Here is a 4,225-nt window from a genome sequence, read left to right as displayed (position 1 = left end):
GCGCCACCCGCCGCTCCGCCCGGACGGCCGCCGCCGACCCCGGCGCCGGCGGTTGGGCGCGGCGTATCGCCGCCCTGCCCGACGGCGAACGGCAGGCCACCGTGCTCGACCTGGTGCGCGCCACCGCGGCCACCGCGCTCGGCCACGCCACCGGCGAGGCCGTCGACGCCACCCAGGCGTTCAAGGAGCAGGGCTTCGACTCGCTCACCGCCGTCGAACTGCGCAACCAGCTCGGCGCCGCCACCGGTCTGCGGCTGCCGACCGCCCTGGTCTTCGACCACCCCAACCCGGAGGCGCTGACCCGCTACCTGCTCGGCCAGGTCGGCGGGCCGGCCCCGGCCGCCGCAAAGGCCCGCCCGGCCCCGGCGGCCACCGTCGCGGGCGACGACCCGATCGTGATCGTCGGCGCCGCCTGCCGCTACCCGGGCGGGGTCGCCTCGCCCGAGGACCTGTGGCGGCTGGTCGACACCGGCACCGACGCGATCAGCGGCTTCCCCGACAACCGCGGCTGGGACCTGGAGAAGCTCTACGACCCGGACCCGGAGCACAGCGGCACCTCCTACGTGCGCACCGGCGGCTTCCTGCACGACGCCGACCTGTTCGACCGGGAGTTCTTCGGCATCTCCCCGCGCGAGGCCACCGCGATGGACCCGCAGCAGCGGCTGCTGCTGGAGACCGCCTGGGACGCCTTCGAGGACGCGGCGATCGACCCGGGCACGCTGCGCGGCAGCGCCACCGGGGTGTACGTCGGCGCGATGTACGACGACTACGCCTCCCACCTGCCCGCCGTCCCACCGGAGTTCGAGGGCTTCCTGCTGGTCGGCAACACCTCCAGCGTGGTGTCCGGCCGGCTCGCCTACGCGTACGGCCTCGAAGGCCCGGCCGTCACGGTGGACACCGCCTGCTCGTCCTCGCTGGTCGCCCTGCACCTCGCCGCGCAGGCGCTGCGCTCCGGCGAGAGCGACCTGGTGCTCGCCGGCGGCGTCACCGTGATGGCAGGGCCCGGCTCGTTCGTCGAGTTCAGCCGGCAGCGCGGGCTCGCCCCGGACGGCCGCTGCAAGTCCTTCTCGGCGCACGCCGACGGCACCGCGTGGAGCGAGGGGGTGGGCCTGGTGCTGCTGGAGCGGCTGTCCGACGCACGCCGCCGCGGCCACCGGGTGCTCGCGGTGCTGCGCGGCTCCGCGGTCAACCAGGACGGCGCCAGCAACGGGCTCACCGCGCCCAACGGCCCGGCCCAGGAACGGGTGATCCTTCAGGCCCTCGCCAACGCCGGCCTCACCACCGCGGACGTCGACGCCGTCGAGGCGCACGGCACCGGCACCAGCCTCGGCGACCCGATCGAGGCGCGGGCGCTGGCCGCCACCTACGGCGCGGGCCGGGACGGGGCGAACCCGCTCTGGCTGGGCTCGCTGAAGTCCAACATCGGCCACGCCCAGGCCTCGGCGGGCGTCGGCGGCGTCATCAAGATGATCGAGGCGATGCGCCGCGGCACCCTCCCGCGCACCCTGCACGCGGAGGACCCGACCCCGCACGTCGACTGGGACGACAGCGCGCTCGCGCTGCTCACCGAGGCCCGGGACTGGCCGGAGACCGGCCGCCCGCGCCGCGCCGCCGTCTCCTCCTTCGGGATCAGCGGCACCAACGCCCACGTCATCATCGAGCAGCCGGAACCCGAGGCGCAGCCCGAAGCGCCGTCGGTTCCGCAGCCCGAGCCCGGACCGGCCGCCGCCGTGCCCCTGCTGCTCTCGGCCCGCTCCGAGGCCGCGCTGCGCGGCCAGGCCGGGCGGCTGCGGCACTTCCTCGCCGAGCGCCCCGGGCTCGCGCCGCGGGACGTCGCCCGTTCGCTCGTCAGCGACCGGGCCCGCCACGGGCACCGGGCGGCGGTGGTCGGCGCCGACCGCGCGGAGCTGCTGACCGCCCTGGACGCGCTGGCCGCCGGGGAGGACTCGCCGGCCGTCGTCCGGGCCGGGGAGGCGGCCCGCGGCCGCACGGCGTTCCTGTTCACCGGCCAGGGCAGCCAGCGCGCCGGCATGGGGCGCGAGCTGTACGACGCCTTCCCGGTGTTCGCCGCCGCCTTCGACGAGGTCTGCTCCCACCTCGAACTCCCGCTGCGCGACGTGGTGTTCGACGGCGGACCGGAGCTGGACCGGACCCGCCTCGCCCAGCCTGCGCTGTTCGCGGTCGAGGTCGCGCTGTTCCGCCTCGCCGAGTCCTGGGGGATCACCCCCGACGCCGTACTCGGGCACTCCGTCGGCGAGTTCGCGGCCGCCCACGTGGCGGGCGTGCTGTCGCTGGCGGACGCCTGCGCGCTGGTCGCCGCCCGGGGCCGGCTGATGGACGAACTGCCCACCGGCGGCGCGATGATGGCCGTGGAGGCGGCCGAGTCCGAGCTGGCGCTGCCCGCCGGGGTGAGCCTCGCCGCCGTCAACGGCCCGCGTGCGCTGGTGCTCTCCGGTGACGAGGACGCCGTCCTCGACCTGGCCGGCCGGCTGAAGGCCGAGGGCCGCAAGGTGAAGCGGCTCACCGTCTCGCACGCCTTCCACTCCCACCGCATGGACGCCATGCTCGACGAGTTCGCCGCGGTGGCCGGCAAGGTGACGTTCCACCCGCCGACGCTGTCGATGGTCTCCACGGTGACCGGCGAGGCCGTCGACGCGGACACCCTGGGCACGCCCGACTACTGGGTGGCCCAGGTCCGCGGCACGGTGCGCTTCGCCGACGGGGTGCGCCGGCTGGCCGCCGACGGCGTCACCGACTACCTGGAGCTCGGCCCGGACGGGGTGCTCTCCGCCCTGGTCGAGCAGAACCTCGACGTGCCCGCCGGGGCGGTGGCCCCGCTGCTCCGCGCCGGACGGCCCGAACCGCGCACCGCGGCGGCCGCCCTGGCCCTGGCCGCGCTGCGCGACGCCCCGGTCGACTGGGCGGCCGTACTGCCCGGCGCCGGCCGGGTGCCGCTGCCCGGCTACGCCTTCCAGCGCGAGCGGCACTGGCTCACCGCCCCGGCCGTCCTCGGTGACGCGGCCGGCCTCGGGCTCGACGCCACCGGGCACCCGCTGCTCGGCGGCGCCCTGGACGTCGCGGCGGGGGAGAGCACCGTGCTGACCGGCCGGGTGTCGCTGCGCACCCACCCGTGGCTCGCCGACCACGCCGTGCTGGGCAGCGTCCTGCTGCCCGGGGCCGCCTTCGTCGACCTCGCCCTGCACGCCGCCCACCGGGCCGGCGCCACCGTGGTCGAGGACCTCACGCTCACCGCCCCGCTGGTGATCGGCGAGCAGGAGGAGGTCCGGATCCAGGTCACCGTCGGGGCCCCCGACGGGGCCGGGCGGCGCCCGCTGGCCGTCCACTCCCGTCCGCTCGGAGCCGAGGCCTGGACCGGCCACGCCACCGGCACCGCCGGCTCCCGGGAGCCGGCCGCCGCACCCGCCCGCCCGTCGGCCGGCGGCACCGCGATCGGACTGGACGGCGTCTACGAGCTGCTCGCCGACCAGGACTTCCGCTACGGCCGGGCGTTCCGCAACCTGCACCGCCTGGACCGCCACGGGGACGAACTGGTCGCCGAGGTGGCCCTGGCCGAGGAGGACCGCGCCGAGGCCGCGCGCTTCGTCCTGCACCCCGCACTGCTCGACGCCGCCCTGCACCCGCTGCTGCCCGGCGTCGCGGGGGTCGCCGAGCGCGCCATGGTGCCGTTCTCCTGGTCCGGAGTCAGCGTGCCGGCCCCCGGCGCCACCGCGGCCCGGGCCCGGATCACCGTCCGCCGCGCGGAGCGGGACGCCGTCCTGGTGAGCCTGTGGCTCACCGACGAGGCGGGCGCACCGGTGGCGGCCGTCGAGGAACTGCAGCTGCGCCCGATCGGCGCGGCCGACCTGCCGGCGGCCGCCCGCCGGACGGACGGGAGCGTGTTCGCCCCGGCCTGGACCCCGATCGACCTCCCCACCGCCGCCCAATTCACCGCGCGATTCCAGGATCGGACGACCCATCAGCTGCGTCATGGGCCACATGGTGCCAAGGCGACTCGCCATGCTCCGTGAAGCGCCAAACCGCCGCCGTGTCCCAGATTATTGGCTTATGCGCATTTTCAGACCCTGCCCCCAAGCCGCGGGCGCCCCGGCCCGGAGCGTCTGATGGCCACGCCGCAGGGCGTCGGCAGCTTCTCCTGGACAGCGGAATCAGGCTGATAGTCAAGCCCGGACCTGCTCTCCAAGCCCGGGTCGAGGTCCCGGAGGAC

The 4,225-nt window shown here is 76.6% G+C and carries 1 protein-coding gene; it reads left to right on the top strand.

From position 1 onward, the window contains the following. Nucleotides 1-4,028 (top strand): beta-ketoacyl synthase N-terminal-like domain-containing protein (locus AB0E96_RS38885; protein WP_359831223.1); only part of this gene is annotated, 4,028 nt, incomplete at its 5' end. Between the last annotated feature and the right edge of the window lie 197 nt (nt 4,029-4,225).

Source organism: Kitasatospora sp. NPDC036755 (genome assembly GCF_040636595.1).
In the GTDB taxonomy this organism is placed as follows: Bacteria; Actinomycetota; Actinomycetes; order Streptomycetales; family Streptomycetaceae; genus Kitasatospora.
This window is presented reverse-complemented; position numbering and strand designations above follow the sequence as displayed.